Below are 16,771 nucleotides of genomic sequence, written 5' to 3' on the forward strand. Positions count from 1 at the left end.
TGGGGAAGAGCAGATGGCACAGAGCAGCAGTGTGCACGAGGAGGGGACCAAGCCGGGTGCCGTCCCGGGTGAGCCGGTCCCGGGCAGACCCGGCGGGCCGGGCGACGGGGACGGCCCAGGCGGCCGCCGGCCCGGCCGCGGACGGCGCGTCCTGCGCTGGTCGGCGACGTCCCTCTCGATGGTGATCCTCGCGACCGCCGGCGCCGGCTACCTCTACTACGAGCACCTGAACGGCAACATCGAGAAGGGCCGGCGCAGCAGCGGCGACTCCAAGGCGCGCAAGTCCGCCCCGAACGCGGCCGGGCAGACGCCCCTGAACATCCTGCTGGTCGGCTCGGACAGCCGTAACTCCGACGAGAACGTGAAGCTGGGCGGTGCCCGGAAGGACCGCGGCAAGCCGCCGCTGGGCGACGTGCAGATGCTCATCCACCTGGCCGCGGACCGCAAGAGCGCCGCCGTGGTGAGCATTCCGCGCGACACCCGGGTCGACATACCGAAGTGCACCGACCCGAAGACCGGGCGGACGTACCCGCCGGTCAACACGATCATCAACGCCTCACTGGCCCGTGGCGGAGCGGGCTGCACGCTCGCGACCTGGGAGAACCTCACCGGGGTCTACGTCGACCACTGGATGACGATCGACTTCGCGGGCGTGGTGAAGATGGCGGACGCCATCGGCGGGGTCGAGGTGTGCGTGCGGCAGAACGTGTGGGACCGGCCACTGCCCGGCGTGCCCGGCGGCTCGGGTCTGAAGCTGACGGCCGGCCGGAAGAAGGTCCAGGGCGAGCAGGCGCTCCAGTGGCTGCGCACCCGGCACGCCTGGGGCAGCGACCCGCTGCGGGCCCGGGCGCAGCACATGTACATGAACTCGATGATCCGCACGCTCAAGGCGCAGAACGTCTTCACCGACACCGGCCGGCTGACCGACCTGGCCGAGGCGGCCACCAGGTCGCTGCACGTGTCCGAGGAGCTCGGCACGGTGAAGAAGCTGTACGACCTGGGAACGCAGCTCAAGACGGTCCCGACGGACCGCATCACCATGACGACGCTGCCCACGGCCGAGGACCTGCAGGACCGCAACCACCTCATTCCGGCCGGGGCCGACGCCGACCGGGTGTGGGACATGATCCGCGACGACGTGCCCTTCGACGGCAAGGGCGGGAAGCCGGGCGCGAAGAAGACTTCCCAGGCCTCCGAGCAGTCCGAGCAGCCCGAGGATCCGGCCGCGGCGGACGACGCCATCGGCGTCCTGGTGCAGAACGCCACGCGCTCGAACACCCTCGGCCCGGTGAGCGGCCGCGCGGGCGCCATCGCGCGGGCGCTCGTGGCCGAGGGCTTCACGAAGGCCGCCGCGGACACCTCCGGCGCGCTGTCCGAGGACCGGACCGTGGTGCGCTACCCGAGCGCCGAGCTGGCGGGCGACGCGCAGCGTGTCGCCAAGTCGCTGGGCATTCCGGCGCGTTCGGTGCGGCGGTCGACCGATGTCTCCGGCGTCACGGTCGTCGTGGGCACCGACTGGCGTACGGGTACGGCCTATCCGGAACAGCCGGCTCCGAAGGCCGGGGACCTGCCCGGTGACGCGGACGCCCTCAACGGCTCGGACGCCGGGCAGTGCATGGACGTGTACGCGCCCTACCGCTGGTAGCGACCGGAGAAGCAACTCACACACCGGTCGACGGCTTCCTTCCACTCCCCCTATGGAATTGGGTGGAATTGCCCAAATGTATGGACGCTGAATTTGTCATTCAGTGCACACCGACGTTCAACTGGGCGGATAGTGTGAGCGATCCAGTGCTTCTGTGATGACAAGTACCCGTGCGCCTTCCGGGGGGAGAAGGCGCCGCGTGCCCCGACGGAGGAAACAGACAACCGTGGACGCGCAACGCCGTGGGCGGGGGGACCAGATCGACCCCGCAGACCAGTGGGTACTCAATCCGAACACCGGTGAATACGAACTGCGACTGACTCCATCCGCAGCGCAGTCGCCGGTATCCGGGGCACGCGGATCCACTCCCCCGACGGGGGCGGGCGGCCGTACGGCGGGACCGCCCAAGGCGGCTCCCCGCAACGGGGCTCCCCGTAACGCGGCCTCCCCCAGCGCGGCGTCCCGTGAGGGCGGTGCCACCCGCACCGACGTCCCGCCCCAGCGCCGGCGGCGCGGTGCGCCCGAGGAGCCGCCGCCCGGGCGGCGCGGCGGGCGTCGGCCGGTGCAGCGGAAGCCCAAGAAGGCCAAGAAGGTGCTGATGTGGACCGGCGGCACGATGGCGTTCGTGCTGGTCGGGGTCGGCGCGGCCGGCTACTTCTACCTCCGGCACCTGGAGGGCAACGTCACGACGACCGACGTCGGCAGCGCGGGCGCCAGCAACTTCAGCAAGGACGAGGCCTTCAGCGTCCTCATCATCGGCACGGACAAGCGCACCGGTGCGGGCAACGAGGGCTACGGCGACAAGGGCAGCTCCGGGCACGCCGACACCACGATCCTGCTGCACGTCGCCCAGGACCGCTCCAACGCCACCGCGCTCAGCATCCCCCGGGACCTGATCGTGGACATCCCCGACTGCCCGACGAAGCTGGAGGACGGCTCGGAGAAGGTCGTCCCGGGCCTGCGCGGCGTCCGCTTCAACCGGAGCCTCGGGGAGAGCGGCCGGGACCCGGGCTGCACGATGCGCACGGTGAAGGAGAACACCGGCATCCAGGTCGACCACTTCATGATGGCCGACTTCAACGCGGTGAAGACGCTGACGACGGCGGTGGACGGGGTCGACGTCTGCGTGGAGAAGCCGGTCAACGACAAGGAGTCCAAACTCGTCCTGCCCGCGGGCCCGTCGACGGTCGAGGGCGAGCAGGCCCTCGCGTTCGTCCGTACCCGCAAGAGCTTCGGCAACAGCGGTGACCTGGACCGGATCAAGGTGCAGCAGCAGTTCCTCGGCTCGCTCATGCGCAAGATGTCCTCCAGTGACACCCTCACCAGCCCCTCGAAACTGCTGAAGCTGGCCGAGGCCGCCACCAAGGCGCTGACCGTGGACAAGGCCATCGGCAACGTCGGCACGCTCAAGGACATCGCCCTGGAGCTGAAGAAGGTGCCGACCAAGAACATCGCCTTCGCGACCGTCCCGGTGAAGGACAACCCGGCGGAGACGGTGAAGGCGACGGTCGTCCTGGACGAGTCGAAGGCTCCCCAGGTGTTCGACATGATCAAGAACGACGTCTCGTTCACCGAGGTCAAGGAGCAGAAGAAGAAGGAGAAGGACGCCGAGGCCGCGCGGCTGAAGGGCAGCAAGGCCCCGGCCTCCGAGGTCCGGGTCCGGGTCCTCAACGGCGGGGCCGTCACCGGCAGCGCGCAGAAGACCCTCCAGTACCTCCAGGTCGAGGAGGGCGTGACCAAGTCCGAGAACGGCGGGAACGCGCCCGCCGCACTGGCGAAGACCACGCTCGAGTACGCCCCCGACCAGGCCGACCAGGCCCGCCGCCTCGCCGACATCATGGGGCTGTCCGGGGCGGCGCTGAAGCCCGGCGAGAGCGTGACCAACTCCCAGGGCGTGCCCGCGATGACCCTGACCCTCGGCAAGGACTTCAAGGGCGCCGGCGTGAAGCTCAACGCCCCGGTCGAGGCGGCGGACGTGGAGAAGTCCACCGCCGACAAGGTGAAGTGCGCGAGTTGACCCGCTGAGGGCAACTGACAGGCCCGTCGTGCGTCTAACAGGGGGCAGGGCGGGCCTGTTGCATGCGCCGGGGGGCGGGAAGGACCGGGGAAGTGACGCAGAGCGGTGTGCGGGAGAACGAAACGCGGCAGGGCGTCCGCCGGGAACCGGGCCCGGACGAGACCACGTCGGCGACGGGCGGCACCCCCGGCGGCCCGAGCGGCGAGGGCCGGCCCCGGCGTACCCGGCGGCTGCTGAGGTGGTCCGCCGCCGTGCTCGCCCTTCTCATACTCGGGACGGCCGGGGCCGGATACCTCTACTACCGGCACCTCAACGGCAACATCAAGAAGGACGCGCTGAACCTCGGCGACAACAAGGTCGCCGCACCGACGCCGAACGCCGCCGGGCAGACCCCGCTGAACATCCTGCTCATCGGCTCGGACGCGCGGGACAGCAAGGAGAACCAGAGACTCGGCGGCGCCCGTGAGACGTTCGGCGCCGCGCCGCTGGCGGACGTGCAGATGCTGCTGCACCTGTCCGCCGACCGCACCAACATGTCGGTCATCAGCATGCCCCGCGACACGCTCGTGAAGATCCCGAAGTGCACCGACCCGGACGACGGGAAGGTGTACCCGGGAACCCAGGGGCGGACGATGACCAACCAGAGCCTCGGGAACGGCGGCCCGGGCTGCACCGTGGCCACCTGGCAGGAGCTCACCGGCATCCACATCGACCACTTCATCATGGTCGACTTCGCGGGCGTGGTGTCCATGGCCGACGCCGTCGGCGGCGTCCCGGTGTGCGTCGACGACAACATCCACTCACGCACCTCCGACGGCAAGGGCTCGGGCCTGAAGCTGGAGAAGGGCACCTCGTACATCCAGGGCGAGCAGGCCCTCCAGTGGCTGCGCACCCGCTACGGCTTCGAGGACGGCAGCGACCTCGCCCGCGCCAAGGCCCAGCACATGTACATGAACGCGATGGTCCGCCAGCTCCGCGAGAACGCCACCCTCAGCAGCCCGAACAAACTCCGCAGACTGGCCGAGGAGGCCACCCGGGCCCTGACCGTCGACCCCGGCCTCGACACCGTCAAGAAGCTCTACGACCTCAGCGACGAGCTGCGCAAGGTCGAGCCGGAGCGCATCACCATGACCACGATGCCCAACCGGTACGTCGGCGCCCGCGTGGAGCCCACGGAGGACGCCGAGCAGCTGTTCCGGCTGGTGCGGGAGGACATCGCGCTGGACGGCAAGGACAAGGACGGGAAGAAGGCGGCGCAGAAGGCCTCCGCCGACCCGGCCGCGGCCGACGACGAGATCCCCGTCCAGGTCCGCAACGGCACCCGGACCGACACCCTGGCCGCGGCACGCGGGCGCGCGAGCACGGTGGCCGGACTGCTGACGGAGCAGGGCTTCGCCCAGGCCGTCGCCGACACCACCGGCTCGTGGAGCGAGGAGCGGACCGTCGTCCGCTACCCGAGCGCCGACCTGGAGGGCGACGCCCAGCGGGTCGCCGAGGCCCTCGGGATTCCGCTCGGTTCGGTGAAGCGGTCGACCGACGTCTCCGGCGTCACGCTCGTCGTGGGCGCCGACTGGCGGGAGGGCACGGCCTACAAGGCACCGAAGCGGAACAACAAGACCCCGAAGTCGGCCCAGGCGCTCAACGGCGCGGACGACAAGGCCTGTATGCACGTGAACCCGAACTTCACCTGGTGACGGAAACGGGCCCCTCCCGAAGGGGAGGGGCCCGCACGCGCGCGGTGTGCGTCAGCCGGTGGTCGCGTCCGCGTCCGCCCGGACCGCCGGACGCCGGGACGCGATGACCTTCTTCGCCAGCGACCGCGGGCTGGTCAGGAAACCCCAGCCCCAGGACATGTGCATGGTGGCCAGCGCCACGGGGATCTGGAGCCGAGCCTTCAGCGGCAGCCCCTTGCCCGCCGGGACCGAGCCGAGCAGGATCGCCGCGAGGTAGCCGCCGGGCACCACGAAACCCCACGGCGTCAGCAGCGCGCCCACCAGGGTCCCGGCCGCGATCGCGCACACGGCGGTCGGCGGGGCGAGGTAGCGCAGGTTGATCGAGCCCTCGTGGTACCGGGCGACGACGTGCCGCCAGCGGCCGTAGTTCTTGTACTGCTTGGCGAGCGCCTTCAGGCTCGGCCGGGGCCGGTACGACACCTTCAGCTCGGGCGAGAACCAGATGAGGCCCCCGGCCTCCCTGATCCGGAAGTTCAGCTCCCAGTCCTGGGCGCGGATGAACTCCACGTTGTAGCCGCCCTGCTGCTCCAGCGCCTCGCGCCGGAAGACTCCGAGGTAGACGGTCTCGGCCGGGCCGGCCTGTCCGCCCGTGTGGAAGGAGGCGTTGCCGACCCCGATCTTCGAGGTCATCGCGGCGGCGACGGCGTGCTCCCAGTCGTTCTCGCCCTCGGCGTGCATGATGCCGCCGACGTTCTGCGCGCCGGTCTCCTCCAGGAGCCGTACGGCGGTGGCGATGTAGTTGGGCGAGAGCATGCCGTGCCCGTCGACGCGGACGACGATCGGGTGGCGGGAGGCGTTGATCGCCGCGTTCAGGGCGGCGGGCGTACGGCCGGTCGGGTTCGGGACGGTGTGCACGCGCTTGCTTTTAAGAGACGCAGTTTCGGCCACGAGTTCGGCGGCGATCTCGTCCGTGCGGTCCGTGGACGGACCGAGGGCGATCACGACCTCCATCTCGCCGGCGTACTCCTGCGCGAGGATCGCTTGGACTGCTCCCCGCAGGTGCCGTTCCTCGTCGAGGACGGGCATGATCACGGAAACGGCGGGGAGCCGCACGTCGGGATTGGCGTTCATAGGAGCCTCACGTTACCGCGAACGGGGGACACCGGTGCGCGCCGCCGGGGCGCTACCGCGGGCCGCAGATCGTATCGGCCTACGGTTTCACGGATCCCACGTACGGCCGTCGTCCGGAGGTGCCCCCTTGCCCACGCCGCCGCGGTCCCCTCGGTCCACCGCCGCTCCGCAGCGCCGCCCGCAGCCCTCCCAGGGGCGGGCCCCGCGCAGGCCCGCCCCGCCCGTACGGCGCCGGAAGCCGCGCTGGGGCGTGCGGGTGGTCACCACCCTGTCCGTGGTGGTCCTCGCGTCCGCCGGTATCGGGCACGCGGTGATGACCAGCCTGGACGCGGACATCGCCCGCGTCGACGCCTTCAAGGACATGAAGAACCGTCCGCAGGCGGGCCACGGCATGAACGTGCTGCTGGTCGGCACCGACGGCCGCGAGAAGATCAGCGAGGAGCAGCGGCAGAAGTACCGGCTGGGCGGGGCGCCCTGCCACTGCACCGACACGATCATGATCGTGCACATCTCGGAGGACCGGGAGCGGGCGAGTGTGGTGAGCCTGCCGCGCGACTCCTACGCCGTGACGCCCGAGCACGTCGACCGCACGACGGGCAAACGGCACGGCGGGCACCCGGTCAAGCTGAACGCGGCGTACGCCGAGGGCGGGCCGCAGTTGACCGTGCGGACGGTCGAGAGCATGACGAAGGTGAAGATCGACCACTACCTGGAGGTCGACTTCACCAGCTTCATGAGGACGGTGGACGTCGTCGGGGGCGTACAGATCTGCACCGCGGACCCCCTGAAGGACAGCTACACCGGCCTGAACCTCCCGGCCGGGCGGCACAAGCTGGCGGGCGGGCAGGCGCTCCAGTACGTACGCGCACGGCACATCGACGGGGCGTCGGACCTCGGCCGGATGAAACGGCAGCAGCGCTTCATGGCGGCGCTCGTGGAGCGGATCACCTCCTCGGGGATCCTCCTCAACCCGATGAAGTTCCGGGACGTGACACGGGCCGTGCTCGGCTCGGTGCGGGCCGACAAGGGCTTCGGCACGGAGGAGATGCTGGACCTGGGCCGGGCCATGCGGAACTTCTCCCCCTCGTCGTCCGAGTTCACGACCGTCCCGATCGGGCGGATCGGATACACCGTGAAGGACGTCGGCTCCACGCTGAAGTGGGACCCCGTGAAGGCGGAGCGGCTCTTCAGCGCCCTGCGCGAGGACCGGCCGCTGTCCGCGCACCGGCCGCGCAGCGCGGCACGGATCGTCCCGGTCGCCCCCCAGCAGATCCGCGTCCAGGTGGAGAACGGCACCCGCACGCCCGGGCTGGGCCGCCGTGTCGACGCGGCCCTGGCCTCGACGGGCTTCCTCACGACCCGGGCCCCGGTGAACGCCGCCGCCCGCGACGTCAAGCGCACCATCGTCGCCTACGACCCCCAGTGGGACCGCTCGGCCAAGTCCCTCGCCACCGCCCTGCCGGGCAGCGAACTCCGCCCGGTCAAGGGCCTCGGGGCGACCCTGAAGGTCATCGCCGGCACGGACTTCGAACGCGTACGCAAGGTACGGGCCGAGGACCCGGGGCAGGGCGAGTCCGGGGTGGTGCGGGGGGACGAGGTGGCGTGCTCGTAGGGGCCGCGGCGCACGCATGGCGGAATTCTTCCTTCCGCCCCATGGCGGTCGGCGCCGGGCAGGCGTAGGACGGAAGGGCACGAGGGTCGGCCCCCGGCCCTCACCGCCCACCCGGGAGGAATCATGACCCAGCAAGCCACCACGACCCCGCTGAGCAAGGAGATGCAGGACTGCGTCCAGGCGTGCATGACCTGCCACAGCGTGTGCGAGGAGACCATGAGCTCCTGCCTCCAGATGGGCGGCCAGGCCCAGATGCAGATCATGCGCGCGGTCATGGACTGCGCCGAGATGACGCGCATGTGCGCCGACATGATGATGCGGCGCTCGCCGCTGTCGGCCGAGATGTGCGCGATGTGCGCCCGGGCCTGTGACATGTGCGCCGAGGCGTGTATGTCCATGCCGGACGACGCCCAGATGATGCGCTGCGCCGAGGCGTGTCGCCGCTGTGCCGAGACGTGCCGCTCGATGTCGGCCGCCACGATGTGAGCACCGCCTCACAGCAGTCGGGGGCACCCCCGTGGGTGCCCCCGACGCATGCCGGTGCTCAGTTGCCCGAGACGGTGACCGTCTCGTCGTTCTTCAGCTGGCTGACCAGCGTCTTCAGCTTCGCGCTGTCCCACTGGAGGTTGCCGTTCGGGGAGTTGCCCGAGATCGGCATGTTCATCGACTTGCCCTCGCCGCCGCTGACGCCCTTCATCGCCCAGAACATCGACGCCAGGTCGAACAGGCCCATGTCCTTGTCGACCACGAGGGAGTCCAGGCCCGCGCCCATGGTCGGGTACAGCTTGAAGGGGTTGAGGATCGTGCTCGGGGTGGCGACCTGGTTGGCCAGGGCCGACAGGAACTTCTGCTGGTTCTTCGTACGGTCCAGGTCGGAGCCCTCGAGGGCGTAGCGGGTGCGGACGAAGGCGAGGGCCTGCTCGCCGTTGAGGGTCTGCTTGCCCTTCTTGAGGTCCGCGCCCGACTTGGTGTCCTTGATGTCCTTCGGGATGTTCATCTCGACACCGCCGACCGCGTCCACGATGTTGGCGAAGCCGCCGAAGCCGATCTCCACGTAGTGGTCGATGTGCAGCCCGGTGTTGGCCTCGACGGTACGGACCAGCAGTTCGGGGCCGTCCTCCGCGTACGCCGCGTTCAGCTTCGTCTGGCGGCCGGTGGCCTGGTAGAGCTTGCCGGAGTCGGACCCCTTGTACGACGGGATCGTGACGTTCGAGTCACGCGGCAGTGAGATCAGCGTCGGGCCGTTGCTGCCGGTGTGCAGGATCATCATCGAGTCCGTGCGCTTGCCCTCGGCGGACCCGGTGCGCAGCCTCTTCTTGTCCTCGGCCGACAGGCCCGCGCGGCTGTCGGAGCCGACGATCAGGTAGTTCGTGCCCTCGCCCGCCTCCGGCCGGTCGATGACCTTCGACAGGTCGACGTCGCGGTTGAGCTTGGAGTCGGCCCAGAAGTACGTGGCGACGCTCGTCGCGACCAGCACCGTCACGACCGTGATCGCCGTCACCTTGATACGGCGGCGCCAGTTGGGCGCGGGGCGCGGCTCGTACAGGTCGTCGCCCGGACCGCCGGGGCCTCTGCCACCGGGGGAGCCGTAGACCTGGCCGGTGTTGTAGCCGCTGTCGTAGGCGCCCGGCGGCTCGGCGTAGCCGCCGTTGACGTACGAAGGCTGCTGCGGAACCCCGCCGGCGTACGGCGCCGCACCGCCGTAGGCACCCTGCCCGGGCGACGGCGCCTGACCGCGGCGGACCTGCCGCATGACGCGGGCGCTCTCGGGCTGTGCGCCGGCGCTTCCGCGTCCGTACCGGCTGCCGCGGTTGTCGTCGGACCGCCCCTCGGGCCAAGTGTTCATGCGGACCAGTGTGCAGGTCCCCGTAGTACGCCATACAAGAGTCGTCGGAAAATCAGAGCACGGCTGTGGCGAAGCTGACACAAAAACCCCTCATACCGCCTCGGCATAAGGTAGGGGCCATGACAGACCAGGCCCCAGCTGCGGATTCCGGCACTCCGGATATCCCGGGCAAGCCGACTTCGGCCTCCCGCACCACCCTCAGCCACATCATGACCCACAACGACACGAACCTTCTGGGGACGGTGCACGGTGGCGTGATCATGAAGCTGGTGGACGACGCGGCGGGTGCCGTGGCCGGGCGGCACTCCGGCGGGCCGGCGGTGACGGCCTCCATGGACGAGATGGCGTTCCTGGAGCCGGTCCGCGTCGGCGACCTGGTCCACGTCAAGGCACAGGTCAACTGGACCGGCCGCACCTCCATGGAGGTCGGCGTCCGCGTCCTGGCCGAACGCTGGAACGAGTCCGCACCGCCCACCCAGGTCGGCTCCGCCTACCTCGTCTTCGCGGCCGTCGACGCCGACGGCAAGCCCCGCCGGGTCCCCCCGGTCCTCCCGGAGACCGAACGCGACAAGCGCCGCTACCAGGAGGCCCAGATCCGCCGCACCCACCGCCTGGCCCGCCGCCGGGCGATCATGGAACTGCGGGAGAAGCGGGCGGCGGAGGGGTTCGAGGACTGAGTGAGCCTCCCGCGGAACGGGAGGCTCACTCGCTGACGCAGGGGCCCGTTACGGCAGGTTGCGCGCCATCACGATGCGCTGGACCTGGTTCGTGCCCTCGTAGATCTGCGTGATCTTGGCGTCGCGCATCATGCGCTCCACCGGGTAGTCGCGGGTGTAGCCGTACCCGCCGAGGAGCTGGACCGCGTCCGTGGTGACCTCCATCGCCACGTCCGAGGCGAAGCACTTGGCGGCGGCGCCCAGGTAGGTGAGGTCGGCGTCGACACGCTGGGAGGCGGCGGCGGCCTGGTAGGTCAGGGCGCGGGCGGCCGAGATCTTCATGGCCATGTCGGCGAGCATGAACTGGATGCCCTGGAAGTCGGCGATCGGCTTGCCGAACTGCTTGCGCTCCTGGACGTAGCCCTTGGCGTAGTCGAGGGCGCCCTGGGCGATGCCGAGGGCCTGGGCGGCGATCGTGATGCGGGTGTGGTCGAGGGTCTTCATCGCCGTGGCGAAGCCGGTGCCCTCCTCGCCGATCATGCGGTCGGCGGGGATGCGGACGTTGTCGAGGTAGACCTCGCGGGTCGGGGAGCCCTTGATGCCGAGCTTCTTCTCGGGGGCGCCGAAGGAGACGCCCTCGTCGGACTTCTCGACGACGAAGGCCGAGATGCCCTTGGAGCGCTTGGCCGGGTCCGTGACCGCCATCACCGTGTAGAACTCGGACTCGCCCGCGTTGGTGATCCAGCGCTTCACGCCGTTGAGGACGTAGTGGTCGCCGTCGCGGACGGCCTTCGTCTTCATGCCGGCGGCGTCGGATCCGGCGTCGGGCTCGGACAGGCAGTACGAGAACATGCCGTCGCCCTTGGCGAGCGGGGTCATGTACCGCTTCTTCAGGTCCTCGGAGCCGGAGAGGATCACCGGGAGCGAGCCCAGCTTGTTCACCGCGGGAATGAGGGAGGACGAGGCGCAGACCCGCGCGACCTCCTCGATCACTATGACGGTCGCCAGTGCGTCGGCGCCCGAGCCGCCGTACTCCTCGGGTACGTGCACGGCGTGCAGGTCGTTCGCGACCAGTGCCTCGAGGGCCTCCTGCGGGAAGCGGGCCTCCTCGTCCACCGCGGCGGCGTACGGCGCGATCTTCGCCTCGGCCAGTGAGCGGACGGCGTCGCGGAGCATGTCGTGCTCCTCGGACGGGCGGTACAGGTCGAAGTCAGCCGATCCGGCCAAGGTCTCTCACGCTCCAAAACGCTGCGATGGTGGCGCTAACTACCGTTAAGTAATCAAAAGTTTATGGCGTCGCTCACCGGAGGGATACGTGAGCTAGACGACAGCGGGAAAGTTGCCCTGTGAAGCGCGGTCCCATGCCCCGGATATGCTCGGGCGCGCACCTGCCGTAGACCCCTGGAGCACCCATGGCCCTGAAGATCACCGTGATCGGCACCGGTTATCTCGGCGCGACACACGCGGCGGCCATGGCCGAGCTGGGCTTCGAGGTGCTCGCCCTCGACGTCGTGCCCGAGAAGATCGAGAAGCTGGAGCGCGGCGAGGCCCCGATGTACGAGCCGGGGCTCGACGAGCTGCTGCGCAAGCACGTCGCCGGTTTCGAGGGCTCCAGCGGGCGGCTGCGCTTCACCCAGGACTGGGCCGAGATCGGCGCCTTCGGCGATGTGCACTTCGTCTGCGTGAACACCCCGCAGCGGCACGGCGAGTACGCCTCCGACATGAGTTACGTCGACTCCGCGTTCGCCTCGCTCGCCCCGCATCTGCACGGCCCCGCCCTGGTGGTCGGCAAGTCGACCGTGCCCGTGGGTACCGCCGACCGGCTGGCGTCCTACCTGGCCGCGCACGCGCCGGCCGGCGAGGACGCCGAGCTGGCGTGGAACCCGGAGTTCCTGCGCGAGGGCTTCGCCGTCAAGGACACGCTGCACCCCGACCGGATCGTGGTGGGCGTGCGCAGCGAGCGGGCCGAGAAGCTGCTGCGGGAGGTGTACGCCACGCCGATCGCCGAGGGTTCGCCGTTCGTCGTGACGGACTTCCCGACCGCCGAGCTGGTGAAGACCTCCGCGAACTCCTTCCTCGCCACGAAGATCTCCTTCATCAACGCGATGGCGGAGGTGTGCGAGGCCGCGGGCGGTGACGTGGCCAAGCTGGCGGAGGCCATCGGTTACGACGACCGGATCGGGAAGAAGTTCCTGCGGGCCGGGATCGGGTTCGGTGGCGGATGTCTGCCGAAGGACATTCGCGCCTTCATGGCGCGGGCCGGTGAGCTGGGTGCCGACCAGGCGCTGACGTTCCTGCGCGAGATCGACTCCATCAACATGCGCCAGCGCGGGCAGATGGTGGAGCTGACCCGGCAGGCGCTGGGCGGCGGGCCGTTCCTCGGCAAGCGGGTGGCGGTCCTGGGCGCGACCTTCAAGCCCGACTCGGACGACGTACGGGACTCCCCCGCGCTGAACGTCGCCGGGCAGATCCACCTCCAGGGCGGGCAGGTCACGGTCTACGACCCCAAGGGCATGGAGAACGCCCGCCGCGTCTTCCCGACGCTCGGCTACGCCGACTCGGCGCTGGACGCCGTGCGGGGCGCCGACATCGTGCTGCATCTGACGGAATGGCGGGAGTTCCGCGAGCTGGACGAGGAGGCGCTCGGGGAGGTCGCGGCGGCCCGGATCATCCTCGACGGCCGCAACGCCCTCGACCCGGAGCGCTGGCGCAAGGCCGGGTGGACGTACCGGGCGATGGGGCGGCCGACCGCCTGAGTTCCACCGGCCGCACGAGCTCGAATTCGGTCCGATTCCGTGAATTCCTGACGGCTTCGCAGCAGATTCGGGAATTCTCGCGGGATCGGTGAAGGAGCGGGCGGATCCGCGCGGATTTTCTGTGCTTGTTTCGCTGTCGCGCCCGGGCGCCGAGGTGGCGCTCGGGCAGGTCCCCCAAGGCCAGCAGCCTTCTCTGGCCCCGACATATGCCGCCGCTCTCGAAATCATCAATATGAGTTCGAATTTTATTCGAGCGGCACGCGGGATCGACCGATTTCACGGGTGTACCCACCGGGAGAGAGGGTCAGGAAACAATCGATTAACCGACGCGTAGTTGCGCGGAATCCCCCTTCCACTCCACTGGTCGTCATTCGCCACACCTTCCGTGTGGCTTGACTTGACCATGCCAGGAGTGCCCCATGCCCTTGTTCTCCCGGGCGGAGTGGCCGCGGGATCACCGCGACGAGTTGGTGGCCGGAGCGCTTGTCGGCGCCGTGGTCATCGTGCTGGGTTACGCGTCGGGCATCGGTGCCCCTTCCGCCTCCGGCGGCACGCAGACGGCCGCTCCCCCGACATCACCGCCCGCGGCCACCGCGCCGGTGAACCCCCCGCCGGCCGCGCCGGGTGACCCCGGCATATCGGATCCGGGCGCCGGGGCGGGCCAGGTTCCCATCGGCGGCGGCCAGTTGCCGGGGTACGGCGGAATCGGCGCGGGTCCCGGATACGGAACCGGCGGCGCGGGCGGGTCCGGCCACACCGGCCATTCGACCTCCCCGCCCTCCGACCCCGGTGCCGGCTCCCCCTCCCCCTCCTCCCCCACGCCCACCCCGTCGGGATCCGCCCCCGCCGACGGCGACACCTGCGAGGACGGCGAGGTCACCCTCGTGCAACCGCTCCTCGGCGGGCTCACCGAGCCCGTGTTCGGGCTGCTCGACGGTGCGGGCGAGACGCCCACGCCGCAGCCCTCCCCCTGTGTCGGCCTGGCCCCGGTCGGCAGCCTCCTCGGCGGCATCGCGTCCCCCGGGCCGGAGGCGACCCCGTGACCCCGACCGCTCGCCGCGCCCTGCTCCTCCTCCTGCTCACCCCCCTCCTCTACGTCCTCGCCGGAGCGCCCCAGTCCGCCTCCGCCCACACCGAGCTGGTCTCCGCCTCCCCGAAGGACGGGGCGGAGCTGAAGAAGGCCCCCGGCCACCTCACCCTCACCTTCGACGAGGCCGTCGACCTCGCCGACGTCCGTGTGCTGACGATGGGCGGCGACCGGCTGCCGGTGTCCCGTACGCCGGGCGGCGGGGCCGACACCGTTCGGGTCGCGCTCGACGCCCCGGAGCGCGGTGAGCTCGCCGTCATGTGGTCCGTCGTCGACGCGGAGGACGGGCACGCTTCTTCCGGCCGGATCGCCCTCACCATCGGCGCTGCGGCCGCCGGGACCGGCGGCGACGAGGCCGCCGCCTCCGCTCCCGACCCTTCCCCCTCGGTGCGCAAGGGTCTCGTCGCCGCCCGCTGGGCCGGTTATCTCGCGCTGGCCCTGTTCGTCGGCGGTCTCGCCTTCGTCGTGCTGCTGTGGCCGCGCGGCGCCGAGGAGCCGCGGTCCCGGGCGCTGCTCGTCCTCGCCTGGACGGTCGGCCTGCTGGCCACCGTCGCGACCATCGGTCTCCAGGGTGCCTACGGCACGCTCGGCGGGCTACGGGACGCGCTGCGCCCCGTGACGTACGCCGATCTGCTGGCCACCGAGCCCGGGGTCGTCCTCGCCGCCCGCGCTCTGGTGTGGGTGCTGGCGGCCGTGGTGCTCGGCGCCCTGCTCCAGGGCGGGGCCCGCACCTCCCGCTCCCCGGGCTGGCGGGTGGGCGCCCTCGCGGTGGCGTTCGGGCTGCTGCGGACGACCGGTATGACGGGCCACAGCTCCGAGGGCGCCGATCCCACGTGGGGTGCCGTCGCCGACTTCGTCCATCTGCTCGGCGCCTCGCTGTGGATCGGCGGGCTGGCCGTGCTCACGCTGGCCGTGCTGCCGCGTCGGCGAGCCCGGGAGCTGGCGGTGGTGGTGCCGGGTTACTCACGGCTCGCGGCGGTGAGCGTCACCGGGATCGTCGGCGCCGGGCTGGTGCTCGCCTGGCAGGTGGTGGGGTCGTACGACGCTCTGCTGCACACCTCGTACGGGCAGCTGCTCCTGGTGAAGACGGGCGTGCTCGGGGCCGTCCTGCTCGCCGCGTTCGCGAGCCGTCAGTGGGTGCGCACCCGCCTCGATCTCGCCGTGCTGCTGCGCGGCGACGCCGCCACCGTGCGGCCTTTCGGTTACTCGGTCGCGGTCGAGACGGGGCTCGTCCTCGTGGTGCTCGCCGTGACGAGTCTGCTGGTCACGGCCGACCCCGGCCGCTGAACTCCCCCCCCCAAGCGCAAGGAGCAGAAGTGAAACGAAGCAACGACAGCGACGAGACCGGACAGGGGCGGCGCAGGCCGCCCGCCGGGAACCGGGGTCTGCTGGTCGCCGGGCTCGGTGCGGCGCTGGCCGCCGTGCTCAGCCTCGGGTTGTTGAGCGCGGTCTCCGGTTCCACGCCGGCCGGCTCGGAGCGGACCACGGGCGCGGCTCAGGCGCCCGTGGCCGCCGCCGAGGCACAGCCCGCCGCCGCCAAGGCCGACTACCAGGTCGACATCATGGGCAACGAGTTCGGCGACGGGAAGCAGCTCGTCGTCGAGGTCGGCCAGACCGTCCAGTGGACCAACCACGACAGCGTGCCGCACACGGTCACCACCACCAAGGCCCCGGTGAAGTTCGACTCGGGGACGCTGGAGCAGGGCGACTCCTGGTCGTACACCTTCAGCAAGGCGGGGACGTACGAGTACTACTGCGCGGTGCACCCGGACATGGTCGGCTCGGTGAAGGTCGTCGAGGCCGGCGGTGGCGGCGGTGGCGGCGGAGGGTCGACGCCCACGCCGACGCCGGCCCCCACGGGCACCCCCACAGCCGGTCCCGCCCCCACGCAGGCACCGACCACCGCGCCCACCGCCGGCCCGGCCCCCACGGGCGGCACCGGCGGCGGGAGCGGAGGCGGCGGAGGCGGCAGCGACGAGCAGTGCGCCAGCGTGCAGAACGTGCTGCTTCCGATCCTCCAGCACCTCTACATGGCGCACCTGGAGCGGTCCCCGGGGCAGCAGGTGCAGGACGCGCTTGCGCTCGACTCGTACATCAAGACGCACACGGTCTGGGTCGAAAGCATCCTCAAGCCCGCGGTCTCGGGCGGCGGCTCGGCGCTCGACGACACGCTCGGCGTGCTGCTGAACCACATCAACAAGGCGCACCTGGAGGAGTCGCCCGGACAGCAGGTCACCGATCTGCTGAACCCCGACAGCTACGTGAAGATGCACACGGTCTGGGCCGGGCAGATGCTCACGCCCACGACGGACTTCCTCACCGGCAACTGCTGACGCGGTCCGCGACAA

The 16,771-nt window shown here is 70.7% G+C and carries 13 protein-coding genes; 10 read left to right on the forward strand and 3 right to left on the reverse strand.

Features of this window, described 5'->3' with window-relative positions:
• Window positions 1-13: 13 nt before the first annotated feature.
• From ABFX81_RS40740 to ABFX81_RS40750, 3 genes are all read left to right on the forward strand, one after another.
• Window positions 14-1,645: an LCP family protein gene (locus tag ABFX81_RS40740; RefSeq protein ID WP_346139569.1), complete on the forward strand. Its 1,632-nt coding sequence runs from the start codon at window positions 14-16 to the stop codon at window positions 1,643-1,645.
• A gap of 226 nt (window positions 1,646-1,871) precedes the next feature.
• The gene (locus ABFX81_RS40745; protein ID WP_346139571.1) at window positions 1,872-3,662 is read left to right on the forward strand and encodes an LCP family protein; all 1,791 of its coding nucleotides are present in this window, start codon (window positions 1,872-1,874) and stop codon (window positions 3,660-3,662) included.
• A 92-nt stretch (window positions 3,663-3,754) separates the two neighbouring features.
• On the forward strand, window positions 3,755-5,356 hold the full coding sequence (locus ABFX81_RS40750) for an LCP family glycopolymer transferase (RefSeq protein WP_086841765.1): 1,602 nt from the start codon (window positions 3,755-3,757) through the stop codon (window positions 5,354-5,356).
• Window positions 5,357-5,407: 51 nt separating this feature from the next.
• Here ABFX81_RS40750 and ABFX81_RS40755 read toward each other — a convergent pair whose 3' ends face one another.
• Window positions 5,408-6,466: a glycosyltransferase gene (locus ABFX81_RS40755; protein ID WP_086841763.1), complete on the reverse strand. Its 1,059-nt coding sequence runs from the start codon at window positions 6,464-6,466 to the stop codon at window positions 5,408-5,410.
• A gap of 127 nt (window positions 6,467-6,593) precedes the next feature.
• Here ABFX81_RS40755 and ABFX81_RS40760 point away from each other — a divergent pair, with 127 nt between their 5' ends.
• Both ABFX81_RS40760 and ABFX81_RS40765 read left to right on the forward strand, forming a co-directional pair.
• The gene (locus tag ABFX81_RS40760) at window positions 6,594-8,078 is read left to right on the forward strand and encodes an LCP family protein (protein ID WP_346139573.1); all 1,485 of its coding nucleotides are present in this window, start codon (window positions 6,594-6,596) and stop codon (window positions 8,076-8,078) included.
• Window positions 8,079-8,201: 123 nt separating this feature from the next.
• Window positions 8,202-8,564, forward strand: coding sequence for a four-helix bundle copper-binding protein (locus ABFX81_RS40765; RefSeq protein WP_086841761.1), 363 nt, complete (start codon window positions 8,202-8,204; stop codon window positions 8,562-8,564).
• A gap of 58 nt (window positions 8,565-8,622) precedes the next feature.
• Here ABFX81_RS40765 and ABFX81_RS40770 read toward each other — a convergent pair whose 3' ends face one another.
• On the reverse strand, window positions 8,623-9,924 hold the full coding sequence (locus tag ABFX81_RS40770) for an LCP family glycopolymer transferase (RefSeq protein ID WP_086841759.1): 1,302 nt from the start codon (window positions 9,922-9,924) through the stop codon (window positions 8,623-8,625).
• A 119-nt stretch (window positions 9,925-10,043) separates the two neighbouring features.
• Here ABFX81_RS40770 and ABFX81_RS40775 point away from each other — a divergent pair, with 119 nt between their 5' ends.
• Window positions 10,044-10,601 carry an acyl-CoA thioesterase gene (locus tag ABFX81_RS40775; protein ID WP_059420204.1) on the forward strand — a complete coding sequence of 186 codons (558 nt, stop codon included), beginning with the start codon at window positions 10,044-10,046 and terminating at the stop codon, window positions 10,599-10,601.
• Window positions 10,602-10,649: 48 nt separating this feature from the next.
• On the opposite strand, the gene ABFX81_RS40780 is transcribed toward ABFX81_RS40775, so the two are convergent.
• Complete coding sequence (locus ABFX81_RS40780; protein ID WP_086841756.1) at window positions 10,650-11,807, reverse strand: acyl-CoA dehydrogenase family protein; 1,158 nt, start codon at window positions 11,805-11,807, stop codon at window positions 10,650-10,652.
• 185 nt (window positions 11,808-11,992) lie between these two features.
• Here ABFX81_RS40780 and ABFX81_RS40785 point away from each other — a divergent pair, with 185 nt between their 5' ends.
• The 4 genes from ABFX81_RS40785 (at window position 11,993) to ABFX81_RS40800 (ending at window position 16,756) form a co-directional block, all read left to right on the forward strand.
• Complete coding sequence (locus ABFX81_RS40785) at window positions 11,993-13,336, forward strand: nucleotide sugar dehydrogenase (protein ID WP_086841754.1); 1,344 nt, start codon at window positions 11,993-11,995, stop codon at window positions 13,334-13,336.
• Between the two features lie 419 nt (window positions 13,337-13,755).
• Entirely contained in the window at window positions 13,756-14,379 is a 624-nt protein-coding gene (locus ABFX81_RS40790) for a hypothetical protein (protein ID WP_346139576.1), read from the forward strand.
• Window positions 14,376-15,710, forward strand: coding sequence for a copper resistance CopC/CopD family protein (locus ABFX81_RS40795; protein WP_346139578.1), 1,335 nt, complete (start codon window positions 14,376-14,378; stop codon window positions 15,708-15,710). The genes ABFX81_RS40790 and ABFX81_RS40795 overlap by 4 nt, the downstream gene beginning before the upstream one ends.
• Window positions 15,711-15,739: 29 nt before the next feature.
• Window positions 15,740-16,756 (forward strand): plastocyanin/azurin family copper-binding protein, encoded by a 1,017-nt coding sequence (locus ABFX81_RS40800; RefSeq protein ID WP_086854858.1) that lies wholly within the window; start codon window positions 15,740-15,742, stop codon window positions 16,754-16,756.
• Window positions 16,757-16,771: the final 15 nt, after the last annotated feature.

Origin of the sequence: Streptomyces coeruleofuscus, from assembly GCF_039532725.1 — a bacterium.
In the GTDB taxonomy this organism is placed as follows: Bacteria; Actinomycetota; Actinomycetes; order Streptomycetales; family Streptomycetaceae; genus Streptomyces; species Streptomyces coeruleofuscus.

Bases quoted from the DNA above. Each gene is read 5' to 3' on its own strand.
- ABFX81_RS40740 (WP_346139569.1), top strand. From the start codon at position 14: ATGGCACAGAGCAGCAGTGTGCACGAGGAGGGGACCAAGCCGGGTGCC.
- ABFX81_RS40785 (WP_086841754.1), top strand. From the start codon at position 11,993: ATGGCCCTGAAGATCACCGTGATCGGCACCGGTTATCTCGGCGCGACA.
- ABFX81_RS40775 (WP_059420204.1), top strand. From the start codon at position 10,044: ATGACAGACCAGGCCCCAGCTGCGGATTCCGGCACTCCGGATATCCCG.
- ABFX81_RS40770 (WP_086841759.1), bottom strand. From the start codon at position 9,924: ATGAACACTTGGCCCGAGGGGCGGTCCGACGACAACCGCGGCAGCCGG.
- ABFX81_RS40765 (WP_086841761.1), top strand. From the start codon at position 8,202: ATGACCCAGCAAGCCACCACGACCCCGCTGAGCAAGGAGATGCAGGAC.
- ABFX81_RS40790 (WP_346139576.1), top strand. From the start codon at position 13,756: ATGCCCTTGTTCTCCCGGGCGGAGTGGCCGCGGGATCACCGCGACGAG.
- ABFX81_RS40755 (WP_086841763.1), bottom strand. From the start codon at position 6,466: ATGAACGCCAATCCCGACGTGCGGCTCCCCGCCGTTTCCGTGATCATG.